Annotated in this window: 15 protein-coding genes; 5 read left to right on the forward strand and 10 right to left on the reverse strand. The window is 68.1% G+C overall.

All coding sequences use genetic code 11. The annotated features are described in order from the left end of the window. Window positions 1-20: 20 nt before the first annotated feature. Entirely contained in the window at window positions 21-1,109 is a 1,089-nt protein-coding gene (locus ASD55_RS18850) for a lytic transglycosylase domain-containing protein (protein WP_235577785.1), read from the reverse strand. A gap of 233 nt (window positions 1,110-1,342) precedes the next feature. On the opposite strand from ASD55_RS18850, the gene ASD55_RS11300 reads away from it, so the two are divergent. Both ASD55_RS11300 and ASD55_RS11305 read left to right on the forward strand, forming a co-directional pair. Next, window positions 1,343-1,933, forward strand: coding sequence for a DUF1415 domain-containing protein (locus ASD55_RS11300; RefSeq protein WP_056766196.1), 591 nt, complete (start codon window positions 1,343-1,345; stop codon window positions 1,931-1,933). A 46-nt stretch (window positions 1,934-1,979) separates the two neighbouring features. Then, the gene (locus ASD55_RS11305; RefSeq protein WP_056718186.1) at window positions 1,980-2,324 is read left to right on the forward strand and encodes a YkgJ family cysteine cluster protein; all 345 of its coding nucleotides are present in this window, start codon (window positions 1,980-1,982) and stop codon (window positions 2,322-2,324) included. 3 nt (window positions 2,325-2,327) lie between these two features. On the opposite strand, the gene ASD55_RS11310 is transcribed toward ASD55_RS11305, so the two are convergent. The 5 genes from ASD55_RS11310 to ASD55_RS11330 all read right to left on the reverse strand — a co-directional run bounded on the left by ASD55_RS11310 (window position 2,328) and on the right by ASD55_RS11330 (window position 7,596). Next, window positions 2,328-3,029: a pseudouridine synthase gene (locus ASD55_RS11310; RefSeq protein WP_007805859.1), complete on the reverse strand. Its 702-nt coding sequence runs from the start codon at window positions 3,027-3,029 to the stop codon at window positions 2,328-2,330. Further along, window positions 3,026-4,096: a methyltransferase gene (locus ASD55_RS11315; protein ID WP_056766198.1), complete on the reverse strand. Its 1,071-nt coding sequence runs from the start codon at window positions 4,094-4,096 to the stop codon at window positions 3,026-3,028. The genes ASD55_RS11310 and ASD55_RS11315 overlap by 4 nt, the downstream gene beginning before the upstream one ends. A gap of 73 nt (window positions 4,097-4,169) precedes the next feature. Then, window positions 4,170-4,511 (reverse strand): carboxymuconolactone decarboxylase family protein, encoded by a 342-nt coding sequence (locus ASD55_RS11320; protein ID WP_056766478.1) that lies wholly within the window; start codon window positions 4,509-4,511, stop codon window positions 4,170-4,172. A gap of 91 nt (window positions 4,512-4,602) precedes the next feature. After that, entirely contained in the window at window positions 4,603-6,606 is a 2,004-nt protein-coding gene (locus tag ASD55_RS11325) for an oligopeptide transporter, OPT family (protein WP_056766200.1), read from the reverse strand. A 102-nt stretch (window positions 6,607-6,708) separates the two neighbouring features. Next, window positions 6,709-7,596 carry a pseudouridine synthase gene (locus tag ASD55_RS11330; RefSeq protein WP_056766203.1) on the reverse strand — a complete coding sequence of 296 codons (888 nt, stop codon included), beginning with the start codon at window positions 7,594-7,596 and terminating at the stop codon, window positions 6,709-6,711. A 64-nt stretch (window positions 7,597-7,660) separates the two neighbouring features. On the opposite strand from ASD55_RS11330, the gene ASD55_RS11335 reads away from it, so the two are divergent. Both ASD55_RS11335 and ASD55_RS11340 read left to right on the forward strand, forming a co-directional pair. After that, entirely contained in the window at window positions 7,661-8,218 is a 558-nt protein-coding gene (locus tag ASD55_RS11335) for a YaeQ family protein (RefSeq protein ID WP_056766206.1), read from the forward strand. 139 nt (window positions 8,219-8,357) lie between these two features. Next, a complete protein-coding gene (locus ASD55_RS11340) occupies window positions 8,358-8,792 on the forward strand; it encodes an FKBP-type peptidyl-prolyl cis-trans isomerase (RefSeq protein WP_056718192.1) in 435 nt (144 codons plus the stop codon). A 54-nt stretch (window positions 8,793-8,846) separates the two neighbouring features. Here ASD55_RS11340 and ASD55_RS11345 read toward each other — a convergent pair whose 3' ends face one another. Both ASD55_RS11345 and ASD55_RS11350 read right to left on the reverse strand, forming a co-directional pair. Then, complete coding sequence (locus tag ASD55_RS11345; RefSeq protein WP_056718193.1) at window positions 8,847-9,704, reverse strand: PA4780 family RIO1-like protein kinase; 858 nt, start codon at window positions 9,702-9,704, stop codon at window positions 8,847-8,849. A gap of 61 nt (window positions 9,705-9,765) precedes the next feature. Beyond that, window positions 9,766-10,761, reverse strand: a complete 996-nt coding sequence (locus tag ASD55_RS11350; protein WP_056766208.1) for an LLM class flavin-dependent oxidoreductase — start codon at window positions 10,759-10,761, stop codon at window positions 9,766-9,768. Between the two features lie 124 nt (window positions 10,762-10,885). Here ASD55_RS11350 and ASD55_RS11355 point away from each other — a divergent pair, with 124 nt between their 5' ends. Continuing rightward, the gene (locus ASD55_RS11355) at window positions 10,886-11,608 is read left to right on the forward strand and encodes an rRNA pseudouridine synthase (RefSeq protein ID WP_056766210.1); all 723 of its coding nucleotides are present in this window, start codon (window positions 10,886-10,888) and stop codon (window positions 11,606-11,608) included. Window positions 11,609-11,867: 259 nt separating this feature from the next. On the opposite strand, the gene ASD55_RS11360 is transcribed toward ASD55_RS11355, so the two are convergent. After that, a complete protein-coding gene (locus ASD55_RS11360; protein WP_056766211.1) occupies window positions 11,868-12,581 on the reverse strand; it encodes an ion channel in 714 nt (237 codons plus the stop codon). An 89-nt stretch (window positions 12,582-12,670) separates the two neighbouring features. Further along, complete coding sequence (locus ASD55_RS11365) at window positions 12,671-15,388, reverse strand: Ig-like domain-containing protein (RefSeq protein ID WP_056766213.1); 2,718 nt, start codon at window positions 15,386-15,388, stop codon at window positions 12,671-12,673. Window positions 15,389-15,412 lie beyond the last annotated feature (24 nt).

Here is a 15,412-nt window from a genome sequence, read left to right on the forward strand (position 1 = left end):
TCGCCTGCGACCGGAGGAACCTAGCGCGCCACCGGCCCCTGCCTGGCCGACTTGCGATGCTGCGCCTTCAGCCTGTCGTAGACGGTCAGCACGGCCGTGCCGTAACCCCTGGCCAGGCTGGGCGTGCGGCTGTGGTAATAGCCCACGCCCATCACGCGATCGCGGGTGCGGCGCATGCCGTCGCGGAGGATTTTTGCCCCGACGGTGATGTTGGTGCGCGGATCGAGCAGGGTCAGCGGGTCGCGCACCGCGTCGCGGTGCATCGGGTAATAGACCTGCATGATGCCCACGTCCTGCACCGCCGAACCGAACTGGCTGGCCGCGGCCATCTGCAGTTGCACGTGCTGGCGATCGCCCCGCACCAGATGGTCGTCGACGCGGAACAGCCACGGCGTCGGCGCCACCCGGCCGTCCGGATACAGCGACTTCGATTCCACCAGCGCCACGCTGTACAGCAACAGCGGGTCGATGCCGTAGGTCTTGCCCACCTGGGCCCACAGGCTGTGGCGCGAACGGATGTCCAGGTCGGGCTCGGCGATCGGCATCATCAGGTCCATCGTGCTGACTTCGCTGAGCAGGCGGTCGGCGGACGGCGCGGGAGGCGTCCGCTGTTCCGCGGCATACGGCGGAATCGCCGGAGCCGCCGCTGGAGCGGCCACCTCCCTGGGTGGCACGGCCGTGACCAGGGCTGGCGCTCCGGGCGCCGGTTGCGCCGTCATCGCGGGAGCCGTCGCATGCCCGGGATGGCGCCCGCCGCCAAAGCCGATCGCTGTCGCAAGACACGCCGCGGCCAGCAGCGCCGGTGCAAGGTAGCGCGGCACCGATGGCAGATAGACATTGACCAAGGCCGGCACGCGCGCCGCGAAGTGACGCCAGGCGGCGAACGCTGCCGTCCATCGTCCACGATGGCCCGGCACCTCGCGCAGCGTTGATTCGCGGCGCCGACGCACCAGCGCATGCCGCGCCGGCGCGGGCGTGGCAGGCCTGGCCCGGGGATCGGGGCGGCGCTGGGGTCCGCGGAAACGACTGGCCGTCGGCGCGCACGCGGTCGCCGCCGCGGCGCGCGCCACGGCGGGGCGAGGAGCTTCCGGCTTTTCGCCGGGCGCCAAGTGGGTCGCACCTGTCATCCGGCCGCTCGAACCATCCACGAATCCATCCTCACCATGCGACCGGGCAAAGCCGCGTTCAGCGGTGGCCGGCGAAGGGAAACCTTCACCCAAGCAAGCCGCGTGCCCGGAATGCGTCGGACATCATCGCACGTCATCTGCGCGCCGCAGCCAGTCCGTGCCGGTGGCCCGCCCGCAACGGCTATAGTCGGGCTCGTCCCCGAACCGGAAATCGCATGATCCCGTCCCCCGCCAACGACCTGAACGCCGACGCCCTGCCCGGGGACGCGCCCTACCTGGCGGCCACCACGCGCTGGCTGGAACGGGCGGTGATCGGGCTGAACCTGTGTCCGTTCGCCCGCGCGCCCCACGTGCAGGGCAAGCTGCGCATGCGGGTGAGCCAGGCACGCGACACCGACGCGCTGCTGGACGACCTCTGCGGCGAGCTGCAGTCGCTCAACGCGCTGACGCCGGAGGAATGCGAAACCGGCCTGCTGATCCATCCGTTTGTGCTCGGCGATTTCCTCGACTACAACGACTTCCTCGACGTGGCCGACGCGGCCGTGCAGACGCTGGGACTGGAAGGCGAATGGCAGGTGGCCAGCTTCCATCCGCAGTACCAGTTCGCCGACAGCGAAGCGGACGACGTGGAGAACTTCAGCAACCGCTCACCCTTCCCCACCCTGCACCTGTTGCGCGAAGCGAGCGTCGAACGCGCGATGGAACAGATGAGCGACACCGACGCGATCTATCGCCGCAACCAGGAAACCCTGCGCCGGCTGGGTGCGGATGGCTGGCAGGCGTTGTGGGACGACAAGGCGGACTGATCGTCGCCTCAACATCCTGTTCATCGCGGCAGTGCCAAGCTGGCGCATGAATCCCTCTCGCGCACAGCCCGTCGACCGTTACGCCGAAAGCATCGACCCCGGCGTCCACTGCAATACCTGCGAAGCCGTGTGCTGCCGCCTCACCGTGGTGCTGATGCCCGACGACCACGTGCCCACGTGGCTGATCGATCGCGACGAACACGGCATGGAAACCCTGGCCAAGGGCGAGGACGGCTGGTGCGCGGCGGTCGATCCGAACACTTCGGGCTGCACCATCTACGACGAACGCCCGGGCATCTGCCGCAAGTTCGCGATGGGCAGCCCCAGCTGCCGCGACGAGCGGCACAAGTGGTTCGGCGCCACGATCCCCACCGCGGTGCACATGCTGTAGGTGCTAGGGCGCGAAGATCAGCGCGACCTCGTCGGCATCCAGCGCACGCCATTCGCCCAGCGGCAACTCGCCCAACGCGAGCCTGCCCACCGAGATCCGCTGCAGGGTCTCGACATGGTTGCCGGTGGCGGCAAACATCCGACGCACTTGGTGGTAGCGGCCCTCGGTGACGCTGAGCCGGGCATGGCGCGGGCCCAGCACTTCGAGGTTCGCCGGCGCCAGCGGCTCCTTCTCCGATTCCAGCATCAGGCTTCCGCTGGCGAACAGCGCGCCTTCGTCGCCGCGCAGATCCTGCGCCAGCGTCGCCTCGTAGACCTTGGTCACCTGCGCCTTGGGCGAAATGATTCGGTGCAGCAGCGCACCGTCGTCGGTGAACAGCAGCAGGCCGGAGGTGTCCCGATCGAGCCGGCCCACGCTGGACAGCGCCGGCGAGCGCACGCTGTAGCGTGGCGGCAGCAGGTCGTAGACCACCCGGCCCGGGTCCTTGCGCGAGCAGGTGACGCCCAGCGGTTTGTTCAGCATCAGCACCAGGCCGGGCGGCGGATCGAGCGGTTCGTCGTCGACGCGGATGGTCTCGTAAGGCACCACGTCGTCGGCGTACAGCACTTCGCCATCGGCATCGGTGATGCGGCCGGAACGGAACAGCGCCGTGACATCCTTGCGGCTGCCATAACCCAGATTGGCGATCAGCTTGACCAGTTTCATCCCCGCACTCCCACCGCTTCGATCACCTTGAATCCTTCCTGCACAACCAGCGTGCGCACTTCATGAAAACGCGAGGCCAGCACGGCCTCGTAGGGCAGATGGCGATTGGCCACCAGCAACAGGCGGCCGTCCGGCTGCAGCGCCTCGGCCGCGCTGACGATGAACGCGCGGCCCAGCTCGGGCAGGTCGGCGCGGCCCTGGTGGAACGGCGGATTGCTGACGATGGCGTCGTAGCGCTGCGCCAGGCCGCGGGTGACGTCATGCCAGTACACCGCCACCGCGAGTTCCCTGCCGGCTTCGCGTTTCGCCCGGGTCAGGTTGAGTCGCGCCGGCTCCAGCGCGCGCGCCTCGGCCTCGTACAGGTCGATCGCCTGCACTCGCGGACAGCGCGCGATGACCTGCGTGGAAAGATAACCGTAGCCGCCGCCGAGATCGGCCACGCTGCCGTGCAGATCCGCCGGCAGATGCGCGGCCAGCAATGCCGAAGCGCGATCGATGCGATCCCAGGCGAACAGGCCGGGGCGGCTGATGTAGCCGTCCATGATTTCGCGGGACGCGTCCAGCGCCAGCCACTCGGCCAGCAAGGCCTGATCCACGGTGTCGGCAGACGGCGTGCTCCAGAACACCCGGCACTTGTGCTTGGACTGGTGCTGCACGGCGCCGGCCAGTTTCGCCAGGTCCGCCTCGCCCGACTTCGCGCCCTCGGCATTCGGCATCGCTGCCAGCAGCACGCCGCCCGCCGCCACGTGCTGCAACCCGCGGGCGAACAGCGCGCGGGCTTCGTCGCGCTGGCGCGGCGGCAGCAGCAGCACCAGCGAAAATTTCTCCCCGGCCGCCGGCTCGCCCACGCGCAGGCCGTTGCGCGCCAGTTCGTCGGCAAACGGCAGGAAGCCCTGCTCGCACAGCCAACCCGGCTGCGCCATTTCGCGCAGGCGCACGCCCGCGCGGGCGCGCAGGAACAGCACGCGACCGTCTGCCGGCAAGGACAACTCACCGGACTCGAACGGCACGAACAGGGCCGCCAGCGCCGCATCCGGCGCGGCAGCGGAAACTCCGGCAACCGTCACGTCATCCCTCGACCATCAAAAACGATGGCGGCATTGTACGTGGCGGCGCCTTGTATCCGCGCCGATTGCCGACTCAACCGCCGCTGTGCGCGTTGACCGCATCCATCGCGCGGGCGGAATACACCAGGGCCGCGCCGGCGTTCATCGCCACCGCGACACCGAGTGCTTCGGCAATTTCCTCGCGACTGGCGCCATGCTTCAGCGCCTCGCCCACGTGCACCGTGATGCAGCCGTCGCAGCGGGTGGTCACCGCCACCGCCAGCGAGATCAGCTCGCGCGTCTTCGCATCCAGGTGACCGGTCTTTTCGCCGGCGCCAGACAGGGTCTGGTAGCCCTTCAGGGTATCCGGGCTCAGCTTGCCGATCTCGCCGATCCGGCCCAGCAGTTCCTTGCGGTATTGCAACCAATCCAGCATGACGGTCACCTCGTTGTCGTGGCAGCCGGGCGACCTGCCCCGCCGCAGCGCGATCATGCGCCACGGCGCGGACAAATGCCCGTCAAACCCCTCAACCGGCCGCGGGTGTACGGCCCAGTCGGGCCACCCAGCGATACAGCGCCACGTTGACCGCGATGAAGGCGATCCCGCCGATCCAGATCGCTGCATTGGCGAAGCCGCCGCCGACCAGGGCCAGCGGCGCCTCCTTGCCGGAGAACACCACGATCGCGGCGATCACCACGCCGATGATGCTCTCGCCCACGATCATGCCCGAGGCCAGCAGCACGCCCAGCTGTTTGGTCGCCTCCGGATCGCGCGCGCGGTCGGCGCGCTTGTCGAAGTACCAGCCGACGATCGCGCCGACCACCACCATCAGCGTGGTCGAGGTCGGCAGGTAGATGCCCAGGCCCACCGCCAGCGGCGGCAGCGAGGCGGACTTGCTGGCGCGTCCCAGCACCGCGTCGATGATGATCAGCACCACGCCGATCGCGCCGCCCAGGATGATCAGGCTCCAGTCGATGTTGCCCTGGATCACGCCCTGCGCCAGCGCGGAGATCAGTCCGGCCTGGGGCGCGGCCAGTGCGCGCGAGGGGTCGACGCCCGGCATGCCGGCGAAACCGTAGGCCTGGTTGACCAAGTCCAGCACCGGAGGGATCACCGCCGCGCCCACCAGCACGCCGGCGACCAGCGCCACCTGCTGCTTCCACGGCGTGGCGTCGACCAGCTGGCCGGTCTTCAGGTCCTGCAGGTTGTTGTTGGCGATGGTCGCCACCGAGAACACGATCGAGGTGGCGAACAGCGCGAACGCCACCAGCCCCTTGCCCGCGCTGACCGGCAGTTGCGACTGCACGCCGGCGACCAGCAACAGCGCCGCCACGATCACCACCAGGATGCCCACGCCCGACAGCGGGCTGTTGGACGAACCGATCAGGCCGGCCATGTAGCCGCACACCGCCGAGACCAGGAAACCCATCACCACCACGAATACCAGGCCGCCGGCCAGCAGCAGGCCCAGGTGGTCGCCCAGGCCGGTATCGCCGGCGAAATCACCCAGCAGCCAGGCGATTGGCAGCAGGCACAGCAGGCTGACCAGGCCGACGATGCCGATCGGCATGTCCAGCTCGGTACGGGGCAGGCTGGCGCCCTGGCCGGACTTGCGCGCCCGTGACGAGGCCATCGCCGCGGCGAGTCCGCCGATCACCGGCTTGACCAGCTTGGCCAGCGTCCAGATCGCCGCCACGCCGATCGTGCCGGCGCCAATGAAGCGCACCTTGCTGCTCCACGCCGCCTGCGCCACGTCCGCCGCGGCACCGGTGACGCCAACAAGCAGCCCGGTGTAATGCGGCACCGCCCAGCCCCACGCGATCACGGCGCCGAACAACATGGCAAGGCCCACCCACAGCCCCACCAGGTGCCCGACTGCCAGCAGCGCGAAGGAAAGATTGAAGTCGTAGCCAGTCGCCGAACCGCGATCGTCGAGGCGGAAATACTGCGCCACGTTGCTGCCGAACACGCGGGTGGCCACCACGATGGCGAACAGCGCCGAGACCACCGAGCCGCCCATCACGGCGAGCAGGCCGGCGCGGCTGCTCTCTTCCGTGGTGGATTCCGAATCGTCGCCGCCGCCCACCTTCAGCACCTCGGCGCAGGCCACGCCTTCCGGATACGGCAGGTCGGAATCGGTGACCAGCGCGCGGCGCAGCGGGATCGTGTACATCACGCCCAGGATGCCGCCAGTGGCGCAGATGCCGAAGGTGATCCAGAACGGGAAGCCGGTCCACCAGCCGACCATGACCAGACCGGGCAGCACGAAGATGATCGCCGACAAGGTGCCCGCCGACGAGGCGATCGTCTGCACGATGTTGTTTTCCTGGATGGTCGAGTTCCTGAAGTTGCGCAGGATCGCCATCGAGATCACCGCCGCCGGAATCGAGGTGGCGAAGGTCAGGCCGGCCTTGAGCCCGAAGAACACATTGGCCGCGGTGAACACCAGGGTGATCACGATACCGATGATCAACCCACGTACGGTCAACTCGGTGCGTGGCGCGCTGATGGAAGCTGGTTTTGCACTCACAGATGACTCTCCCCCGGATGGATGCTGCGGTGGAAGATAGCGTGGAATGGCCGCGGGTGGTTACCGATGGCGCGAAACGGCGAGCCCGCAGGTGCCGCCCGCCTATAGCGCCAGGACGCTCGCGAAGTGCCGTGGTTGTCCGGACAACGGATCGACGAACGCCAGCTCCTTCGCCAGCAATTTCAGCGGCCGAAGATGATCGTCGGCGGCCGGCTCGGCCAGCGCCGGATACAGGGGATCGCCGCTGATCGGTGCCCCCAGCGCGGCCATGTGCAGGCGCAACTGGTGTTTCCTTCCGGTCCGCGGGAACAGCGCATAACGCCAGTCACTGGCGCCCTGTTCGATCACCTCGATGCGCGTCTCGCTGTTCGCCTCGCCTGCCGCCTCGCGCATCCGGAAGAACGGCTCGCCGGCAACGATGCGCGAGCGCCGCAGGTGCGGAAACGCCAGCTCGGGCAAGGCCGGCGCCAGTGCCTCGTAGCGCTTGTCGATGCGCCGTTCGCGGAACAGCGCCTGATACGCGGCGCGGCTGGCCGGGTTTGCCGAGAACAGCACCAGGCCCGCGGTGAGCCGGTCGATCCGGTGCAGCGGCACCAGCGCGGGGTTGTCCAGTCGCTGGACCAGCCGGCGCAGCAGGGTCTGTTCGACGAAGCCGCCGGCCGGCGTCACCGGCAGGAAGTGCGGCTTGTCGGCCACCACCAGGTGCTCGTCCACATGCAGCACGGTTTCGCCGAACGGGATCACCGGCTCATCCGCCACCTCGCGGTAGTAGTGGACGCGCAGCCCCACCCGGTACGGCGTCTGCGGCGTGATCGCGCCGCCCTGCCCATCCAGCACGCGTCCGCGTTCGATGCGGTCCAGCCATTGCGCGCGGCTGATCGTGGCGAAGTGCCCACACAGCGCGTCGAGCACGGTCGCCCAGTGGCCCGGCGGCAGGTGCACCGTGCTGGCGCGGGCGTCACGGGTGAAGCTTGGTGTGGGCGACTTCATGTGCGCACAGTGTAGGTGCTGCCCGGCGCGTACAATGGTCGGCTTGTTGTCTCCAGGTACGCCCATGGCACTGAACTCCACCATATACAAAGTCGAACTGCAGGTCAGCGACATGGACCGGCATTACTACGCCACCCATGCGTTGACCCTGGCGCGGCATCCGTCGGAAACCGAGGAGCGCCTGATGGTGCGCCTGCTCGCGTTCGCGCTGTATGCCGAGGATCGCCTGGAGTTCGGCAAGGGCATCAGCGACGAGGACGAACCGGCGCTGTGGCGCAAGGCGTATACCGACGAGATCGAGCTGTGGATCGAGGTCGGCCAGCCCGACGAGACGCGCATCCGCAAGGCCTGCGGCCGTTCGCGCCAGGTGGTGGTGATCAACTACGGCGGCAACGCGGCGGAGATCTGGTGGAACAAGAACGCCAGTGCGCTGGCCCGCAACAAGAACCTCACCGTGCTGGACATTCCCGTCGCCACGGTGGCCGAACTGGTGGCACTGCTGCAGCGTGGCATGCGCCTGCAGGCGCTGATCCAGGACGGCCAGTTGCAGTTGATGAACGATGCCGATGCGGTGGCCGTCGAGCCGTTCAAGCGCATGGTCGCCACCGAACTGGTGAGCTGAGCGTCTGCCACAAAGCCGAAAAACGCCGGAATTCCCTCCCCTGCTCGGCAGGGGAGGGCTGGGGTGGGGTCCACGCCGCCACAAAGCTTGCGGACACGTAATACCCTGTCCCTTTCCATCCACCTTCCCGGAGTCACCCATGCGCTGGTTGCTGCCCCTGCTCACCGTGTTCGCCCTCGCCGCCTGCAGCACGCCGCCTCCGGCGCACGCGAGCGGCAAGGTCGACAAGCTCACCATCATCGACACCCGGGTCGGCACCGGTGCCGAGGCCAAGCCCGGCATGGACGTGCTGGTGCAGTACACCGGCTGGCTCTACGACGACAGCGCCAAGGACAAGCACGGCGCCAAGTTCGACAGCTCGTACGACCACGGCGCGCCGTTCAACTTCCCGCTGGGCGCCGGCCGCGTGATCGACGGCTGGGACCAGGGCGTGGCCGGCATGAAGGTAGGCGGCAAGCGCACCCTGCTGATTCCCGCCGAGCTCGGCTACGGCGCGCGCGGCGCCGGCGGCGACATCCCGCCGAACGCCTCGCTGGTGTTCGACGTGGAACTGGTCGACGTCAGCACGCACTGAACCCTTTCCAGGTCGCAGGGCGAGCACTGCCTGCCGCCCTGCGACCCGCGAAGCTCAGTCTTCCTGCGCCGCGGCCTCGCGCCCCTGCTGGCGGATGATCGCTTCCTCGCGCGCGTCGATGATCGACTGCATCACGCTGTCCACGTCGGCGATGGTCTCGTCGAACTCGAAGTGGCCGGTGAGTTCGCTGTCCGGGTGCAGTTCACCCAGTTCGTACAGCGCCCACATCTCCTCGCCATAGTGGGTGTCCAGCAGCTCCGGCGCGAAGCGCGACAGGCTGATGCTGATGTTGCCCACGTCACGCCGCAGCATGGTGCGGGCGTTGTTGTTGCCCGAGGCGCTGACCGCCTGCGGCAGGTCGATGATCACCGGGCCGTCCGGTCCCACCAGCACGTTGTATTCGGAAAGGTCGCCGTGGATCAGGCCCACGCACAGCATCCGCGCCACCTGCTGCATCAGGAAGCGGTGGTACTCGCGGGCGGTGTCGGCTGACAGTTCCACCTCGCCCAGCCGCGGCGCCGAGTAGCCCTCCGCGTCGGTGACCAGCTCCATCACCAGCACGCCGCTGAAATAACCGTAGGGTTTGGGCACGCGCACGCCGGCGGCGGTGAGCTGGTAGAGCGCGTCGACCTCGGCATTCTTCCAGGCGGCCTCGGCCTCCTTGCGACCGAACTTGGTGGCCTTGCCCATCGCGCGCATCTGCCGGCTGCCGCGCACCTTGCGGCCTTCCTGGTATTGCACGCGCGCCTGGAAACTGCGCTGCGCCATGTCCTTGTAGACCTTGGCGCAACGAATGTCCTCGCCCGAGCGGACGACGTAGACGGAGGCTTCCTTGCCGCTCTTCAGCGGTCGCAGCACCTGATCGATCACGCCTTCGTCGATCAGGTCCTGCAGGCCCTTGGGGGTTTTCATGCTTGGAAGAGCTTCGCGATGGGAGAACAACGCCCATTATGGCCGATTGGCGCCCCGGGGCTCATGCGGCCTGCAGACGATCGCGTGCCGCGGCCGCCAGCTCGAACGAACGCCGCCGCGCCCCGTGCTCGAACACGTTGGCGGTGAGCAGCAGTTCGTCCGGCCGGTGCCGCCCGATGAAGGCGGCGATGCCCTGTTCCACCGTGGCCGCGTCGCCGACCACGGCACAGGCCAGCGCGCGCTCCACCATCAGCTTTTCCGGCGGCGTCCAGTACGCCTCGATGTCGTCGATCGGCGGCGGGATCAGCCCCGGCCGGCCACGACGCAGGTTGATGAAGCTCTGCTGCTGGGTGGTGAACAACCGGCGCGCCTCGGCATCGCTGTCGGCGGCGACCACGTTGATGCCCAGCATCGCGTACGGCTGCTGCAGGCGGGCGGAGGGCTGGAAATCGCGCCGGTACAGCGCCAGCGCCTCGTCCATCGCGTCCGGCGCGAAGTGCGAGGCAAACGCGAACGGCAGGCCGAGCTGCGCCGACAGCTTCGCGCTGAACAGGCTGGAGCCGAGCAGCCACACCGGCACCTCGACGCCCGCGCCGGGGACGGCGCGCACCTGCTGTCCGGCCACGGCGGGCTCGAAATAGGCGAGCAGTTCCAGCACATCCTGCGGAAAGCTGTCCGCGCCATCGAAGTAGCGGCGCAAGGCACGCGCGGTGGCCTGGTCCGTGCCCGGCGCACGGCCCAGCCCCAGATCGATCCGGTCCGGGTGCAGCGAAGCCAGCGTGCCGAACGCCTCGGCCACCTGCAGCGGCGAATGGTTGGGCAGCATGATGCCGCCGGCGCCGACGCGGATGGTCGAGGTGCCCGCCGCCACGTGGCCAATCAGCACCGCCGTCGCGGCGCTGGCGATGCCGGGCATGTTGTGGTGCTCGGCCAGCCAGTAACGGCGATAGCCCAGCTGTTCGCCCAGGCGGGCCAGGTCCAGCGTGTTGCGGAACGCCTGGCTGGCGTCGCTGCCTTCGGTCACCGGGGCCAGGTCGAGAATGGAAAACGGGATCATGTCGTGACTCGTGCCAAAAACGGATGACTTCGATGTGGGGACATCCGGCGCCGATTGCCAGCCGCCGATTTCCCCGCGCCGAAGCCGGCCTACAATGGCCTACCCTCACCCGCTGGCATGCCCGATGACCGAATCCCTCCGCCTGGCCAAGCGCGTCGTCGCGCTGGCGCAATGTTCGCGCCGCGAGGCCGAGCAGTACATCGAGGGCGGCTGGGTGCGGGTCGACGGCATCGTGGTGGAAGAGCCGCAGTTCATGGTCGACACGCAGAGCGTCGAGATCGACCCGGCCGCCAAACTGGCGCCGCTGGAGGCAGTCACCCTGGTGCTGCACAAGCCGGCCGGCTACGACGCGGGCGACGGCCCGAACCCGGCCCGCGCGCTGGTGACGCCGGCCACCCGATGGGCCGACGACGCTTCCGGCGTGCGGCCGCTGCAGCGACACATGCACGGCCTCGGCGCGCCGCTGGCCTTGCCCACCGCTGCCAGCGGCCTGCTGGTGTTCACCCAGGACTGGCGGGTCAGCCGCAAGCTCACCGAGGACATCGACCGGATCGAGCAGGAGTTCGTGGTCGAGGTCAGCGGCACGCTGAAGGAAAACGGCCTGGCCCTGCTCAACCACGGCCTCAGCTTCAACAATTACGCGATGCCGCCGATCAAGGTCAGCTGGCAGAGCGAGCAGCGCCTGCGCTTCGCCTTCAAGCGGATGTCGGCGAGCCGGATCGAGCCGATGTGCCACGCGGTCGGCCTCAAGGTGCTGGCGATGAAGTGCCTGCGGGTGGGGCGCATTCCGCTGTCGAAACTCCCATCAGGGCAATGGCGCTACCTGGCCCCCGACGATCGCATCTGAGCACCCTGCCCGGAACCGGCAGAACGGCTTAGACTTGCCCATGCGTCACTGCCAACCATCCACATCGCGGAGAGCAACATGAGCAAGGGCATGGATTCAAAGAAGGACGAGAAGAAGAAACCGGCCAAGACCATGAAGGAAAAAAAGGCGGCCAAGCAGGAAAAGAAGAAGAACAGCAAGTAAGCGCCCGCTGCCCCGGCGGACCGCGAGTCACCGCGGTTGCGCCGGGACACCTCGCCCGGCGCATCTGTCGCTGTCGCTACTCGCCCTTGCGCAACAGGGTCAGTCCGATCAGTCGCGACACCACCAGCGCCATGTACATCACCCCCACGAACATCTCCAGGCTGGCCACCGCACGGGCGTGCACGGTGACCGGAATGACGTCGCCGATGCCGGTGCTGGACATCAGGGCAAAGCTCAGGAACAGCAGCTCGGTCCAGCTGCGCGGCGCATCCGGATTCACAGCCGCCGCGAAACAGCCCGGCTGCAGGGTCTGGCACAGCACGAACAGATAGGTGAACGCCCAGACCAGCAGGGTGAACGTGGCGCCGGCCGCAAACAGCTCGTCGCTGGTGGCGCGCCGGTCCGCCAGCATGTAGCGGATCAGGCAGATCGCCGCGTAGAAATAGAACAGCGATTCCAGTGCCGCCCACCAGGGTTTCAGCCCCGGCAGGCCGAGTGTCAGGTCGAGCACGTTGAACAGCACCGCCGGCACCGCGATGGCGGCACTGACCCATGCCCGCCCCGGCGTACGCTGCACCATCGCGATCGCCAGGCACAGCACCAGCACGCCGAACGCGCCGAACAGCGCGCGTGCCGAACGGGTATGTTCGATGAACGGGTACAGCAGCAGTCCGATCAGCTGCACCAGCAACAGCACCGCCGAAGGGTGCCGCAGGATGCGCACCAGCCAGCGCAGGTGCGCGTAGCGGATCAGTTTGCCGGTGGTCCCGGTCGCGTCGATGTCACTCATCCCTCGTTCCCTGCACGGCGTCGACCCGATGCAGTGTAGCTGCAGCCGCGAGCATGGCGGGAAGCTTGTGCTTCCCGCCATGTGCGCACTCACTGTGCCTCGACGCCCACGTCGTCGATCACGAACGAGGTCGCCAGGCTGCCGTCTTCCTTGCCGTAGAAATTGACCTGCACGGTCTGCCCCTTGTACGCATCCAGGCTGATCGTGTGTTGCTGGTAGCCGCTGGCGGCGTTGGTGTTGGAGAAGCTGGCCAGGTTGATGTACTTGCCGGTCGAGGTGATCAGCTGCACCTGCAGCGTGTCGTACGCGGTGCTGCCCGACTCGGCGGTGTCCACATGCAGGAAGAACTTCAGCGTGGCATGGGCCACGGTGACGGGAATGCTGAACTGCTGGCGCACGTAGTCGGTGTGGCTGCTGCCGTAACCGTCCAGCCACGCCTTCCAGCTGCCGGCATGCGCGGGCTCGCTGCTGTCACTGGTGATCACGCCGCTGGTTTGCGTCCATCCCGTCGTGCCGCTTTCAAAGCCGCCGTTGGCGATCAGTTGCGCGGGCGTGCTGGTGGCATTGGAGACGCTGAAGGCCACGGCCGTGCTGCTGCCGACGTTGCCGGCGGCGTCGTACGCCCTGGCGATCAGCGCATGCGTGCCGTCGCCCAGCGTGGTCGAGTCCAGCGTCGCGCTGTACGGCGAGCTGGCGTCGGTGGCCTTGAGCGTGCCGTCCACGTAGAACTCGACCCGTGCCACGCCGACGTTGTCGCTGGCGGTGGCATTGAACGTGATGCTGCCGCTGCTGCCGCTTTCGGAGGCGCTTACCGTGGGGGCGGTGCTGTCGCCACTGCTGCCGTTGGACACGCTGAAGCTGACCGGGCTGCTGCTGCCGACGTTGCCGGCGGCGTCGTACGCCCTGGCGATCAGCGCATGCGCGCCGTCGCCCAGCGTGGTCGAGTCCAGCGTCGCGCTGTACGGCGAGCTGGCATCGATGGCCTTGAGCGCGCCGTCCACGTAGAACTCCACCCGCGTCACGCCGACGTTGTCGCTGGCGCTGGCAGTGAAGCTGATGCTGCCGCTGCTGCCGTTCTCGCTGGCGGTTGCGGTCGGTGCCGTGGTGTCGCCGCCACCGGAACCCTCGGTCACCCATACCGGCGCCGACCACAGCCGCAGGCCGTTGGCCTGGGTGATCCTGGCGTAATAGAAATGCTCGCCCGCCGCCGGCGTGACCGTGGTCGTGGCCGTCTCGGACAGGCTGGTGACGCTGCCGTTGCTGCCGGGCACGCCCTCGAACAGCTCCACGTGCTGCGCCGTCTGGCCGGAAGTGCTGGCGTAGTTCACGTCGAGCGTCAGCGGACCGCTGTTGGCGAAGCGCTCGCCCATCACGTGGCCGTTCGCGGTCAGCACGATCTGCGCGGTCTTGTCCTCGGTGGCGAACACGCGCCTGGCGCGCAGCGCGTCGAGGAAGCTGTCCAGGCTCAGCGCGGTACCGGTCGGGATCAGCACGCCGGTGAGGTTGCTGAAGCTGGCACCCCAGTTGGCGCAGTGGTTGTCCTGGTCCGAACTCGGCGCCACGTGGTAGCCGCGTTCGAGGATCGTGTTGAAGGCGATCTCATAGTTGGGCCGCACGGTTTCCGATTCGGTGGTGTTCACCGAGAACGCCGAGCTGTTCAGCACCTCGGCCAGCACCATCACCTGGTCACCATCGGCGGTATAGCCGAAGTCGGTGCCGCCGACCTTGAACTGGCCGCTCTGCGCGGGATGGTTGAACTGGCCAATCCAGCCCTTGCCGCGCATCAGCGTGTACAGCGAGCCGTAGTCGCCCTTGGCGATCTCGTAGTCGCCGATCAGCTGGCCGGCGCTGTTCTTCTCCCACTCGATCAGGCCGTCGGCGTTGAAGATGTTCATGTGGCCGCCGTTGCTGATCACGCCCCATTCCTGGCCGTAGATCGCCAGGAAGTTCGGGTGCGCGGCACGGAACGCGGCGGCGGCCTGCAGGCCCGAGGCGAACAGGTTGTGCGCGGTGGCCGGGTTGGCCGACGTGTTGGTGCCGGTCGAACCGTCGTACATGTGGTTGTGCTCGGACGTCATCAGCATGTCCAGGCCGCGACCCATCGCGTACTGGTAGGCATCGGTCGGGCCGTAGGCACTGCTCTGCGGATTCTGCTCGCCGTGGCAGGTGGCCAGCGCGCCGCCACCGTCGCTGTGGTTGGTCTGGCTGTGCAAATCGCCGTACCAGACCGTGTAGGGCAGCCCGCCAGTGCTGGCCGCGAAGCTCTGCGGGGCAGCATGCTGCGCCAGCGCGGTGAAGTGCGGCATGACCGCCGCCGGCACATGGCCGATCTGGATTTCCTGGCGCTGCTCGGTGATCGCCTCGGGCGCGAGGCGTTCGGCCAGCGCCAGCGCACGACTGGCCAGGCCGCTGCCGATGCGGCGTGCGTTGTCATCGTCCAGCGCGATCGCGCGCAGACGCAGGCTGTAGTAGCCGGCGGGCAGCGGCTGGTGGCGCGCATCGAGGCCGTCCCAGTGGATGCTGGCCTGCGCCTGGCGCGTGTGCAGCACGGAGCCGCCATTCCATTCGCGCAGCAACTGGCCATCGCGATCGAGCAGCGCGACCTGCCACGCCACCGGCGTGCCCGGGTTGGCCCCGGGGTATTCGAAGTGCATCACGATGTCCCGCCCTGCCGTCGCCTGGAACGGCACCTGCAGTGCGGCGTCGAATTCCTGGTGATCCGGCAGCAGCGGAGCGGCCAGCGCCGGCCAACAGGCCACGCATCCCGCGAGCACCAGGCTGCGGACGATCTTGTTGTTCCACGACATTGATAAATCCCTACGCGTTGGCAA

The organism is Rhodanobacter sp. Root561 (genome assembly GCF_001427365.1).
GTDB lineage: Bacteria > Pseudomonadota > Gammaproteobacteria > Xanthomonadales > Rhodanobacteraceae > Rhodanobacter.

What these genes read in the sequence shown, in the direction of transcription:
- ASD55_RS11300 (WP_056766196.1), top strand. Translation starts at nt 1,343, where the DNA reads ATGATCCCGTCCCCCGCCAACGACCTGAACGCCGACGCCCTGCCCGGG.
- ASD55_RS11305 (WP_056718186.1), top strand. Translation starts at nt 1,980, where the DNA reads ATGAATCCCTCTCGCGCACAGCCCGTCGACCGTTACGCCGAAAGCATC.
- ASD55_RS11310 (WP_007805859.1), bottom strand. Translation starts at nt 3,029, where the DNA reads ATGAAACTGGTCAAGCTGATCGCCAATCTGGGTTATGGCAGCCGCAAG.
- ASD55_RS11320 (WP_056766478.1), bottom strand. Translation starts at nt 4,511, where the DNA reads ATGCTGGATTGGTTGCAATACCGCAAGGAACTGCTGGGCCGGATCGGC.
- ASD55_RS11330 (WP_056766203.1), bottom strand. Translation starts at nt 7,596, where the DNA reads ATGAAGTCGCCCACACCAAGCTTCACCCGTGACGCCCGCGCCAGCACG.
- ASD55_RS11335 (WP_056766206.1), top strand. Translation starts at nt 7,661, where the DNA reads ATGGCACTGAACTCCACCATATACAAAGTCGAACTGCAGGTCAGCGAC.
- ASD55_RS11340 (WP_056718192.1), top strand. Translation starts at nt 8,358, where the DNA reads ATGCGCTGGTTGCTGCCCCTGCTCACCGTGTTCGCCCTCGCCGCCTGC.
- ASD55_RS11345 (WP_056718193.1), bottom strand. Translation starts at nt 9,704, where the DNA reads ATGAAAACCCCCAAGGGCCTGCAGGACCTGATCGACGAAGGCGTGATC.
- ASD55_RS11350 (WP_056766208.1), bottom strand. Translation starts at nt 10,761, where the DNA reads ATGATCCCGTTTTCCATTCTCGACCTGGCCCCGGTGACCGAAGGCAGC.
- ASD55_RS11355 (WP_056766210.1), top strand. Translation starts at nt 10,886, where the DNA reads ATGACCGAATCCCTCCGCCTGGCCAAGCGCGTCGTCGCGCTGGCGCAA.
- ASD55_RS11360 (WP_056766211.1), bottom strand. Translation starts at nt 12,581, where the DNA reads ATGAGTGACATCGACGCGACCGGGACCACCGGCAAACTGATCCGCTAC.
- ASD55_RS11365 (WP_056766213.1), bottom strand. Translation starts at nt 15,388, where the DNA reads ATGTCGTGGAACAACAAGATCGTCCGCAGCCTGGTGCTCGCGGGATGC.